This is a genomic window from Martinezella calliandrae (assembly GCF_030272695.1).
GTDB lineage: Bacteria > Pseudomonadota > Alphaproteobacteria > Rhizobiales > Rhizobiaceae > Rhizobium > Rhizobium calliandrae.
The window spans coordinates 1-1,319 of the sequence record NZ_JARFYN010000150.1 but is presented as its reverse complement, the minus strand read 5'-3'; the positions used below and the strand labels follow the sequence as shown (position 1 = coordinate 1,319).

General features: G+C 54.4%; 1 protein-coding gene. It reads right to left on the bottom strand.

What is annotated here, in order from left to right; translation table 11 throughout:
- Positions 1–736: 736 nt before the first annotated feature.
- Positions 737–1,027 carry a helix-turn-helix domain-containing protein gene (locus PY650_RS36435; protein ID WP_285884943.1) on the bottom strand — a complete coding sequence of 97 codons (291 nt, stop codon included), beginning with the start codon at positions 1,025–1,027 and terminating at the stop codon, positions 737–739.
- Between the last annotated feature and the right edge of the window lie 292 nt (positions 1,028–1,319).

The following is a 1,319-nucleotide window of genomic DNA, read 5'->3' as shown; positions in this document are numbered from 1 at the left end:
AGCAAACCCGCACCCATCAACAATGGGGCAGCACCGAGCTGATGACGAGGTAATGATGAGAGGCGGTTGGCATGGGGGTCCAATGAGCCATCGCCCGATGCTGTCTAAGGCCGCCCGGTTCCGCATCGAGAACGGCGACGTCAAGATAGACGTCAAATGTGCCGATGACGAACCAATGAGAGCATGTGCAGACGAGGTGAACCAAATTCTGGACAGACTTCAAGGACGGTCCTCCTCGTCGCGGTACGACGACGACCAATAGCCGGGTGGGCGATCGGGGTTGGCCGCCGCGAGTTTACCCGATCCCGTTTTTCGTCTAAATCATTGATTTTCTGTGGTTATGATTTGCCGCTGGAAATTAAGCCGCTCGATTCATGGTGAGCGATGAAACAGAAGACTTGTTAAACACGCTGATGTTCACGGTCGGCTGCATCTGAGAGAACAACACTCACGACAGAAGGCGTATCGCTGTGGCCTACCATGACGCTGCTCACCATCTCATTTCCCAAATCCGGATGGACGACGGCTTTGAGCACCTTAATGACTATCGGTCGGCGGGTGATATCGTCTGCACCGGCTGGCTGCTGACTGCGTCTGCAATCCGAGTAGACGAGCAAAACCTTTGGCATTGGTAGGCCCTCCGCCAGATCACCGATGAAGCGCCAGCGCTCTTGCCGTTGGCCGGTTCAGCAGTTCACTAGTCCTGTTGAAACCAGCTAAGCGCGCGGTAGGGTATTCAGACTTGGTCCGATGCGTCTGCTTTCGGTTTTAGGAAACGAACCCCGGCGCCGCCGCCGTTTTCGGCAACGAATTCTATTCCAGCTCGTTCCAATGCAATTTTGATCGCGCTCAAATTCGCCGCGGTTATCGAAGGCACATCGTCCTCCACCTCGGCACGGCTCACTGTCGCAACGCCTAGCTTCGCGGCCTTTGCTAGTTCTTTCGCGCTCCAACGCAGCAGAGCGCGGGCTGCGCGAATTTGAGCGCCGCTGATTTTGTCTGTGTCATGTGATTTCAAATTGATCACTCTAAATCCATGTGGTAACCTTCACTGGCTTGAGTTGAGGATCGAGCTTCGACCATCAAAATCAAGAAATGCGGCTGCAAACGGTGCTAGGAACGCCGCATGCAGCCTGACCACCACCTAGCTGATTGGAGCTTAGATCAATGGCTGATTCTGAGAATAGCAGAACTCTGCCCGCAAATACCCCTGATAACTTGCTTTCGGCAACGGCGAACTGGCTCGTTAATACGATCGCTGCGTCGGCCCGGTGCGCTCATTTTGACCAACTTCGCGATTTCGGTGCCGATGATCCTTT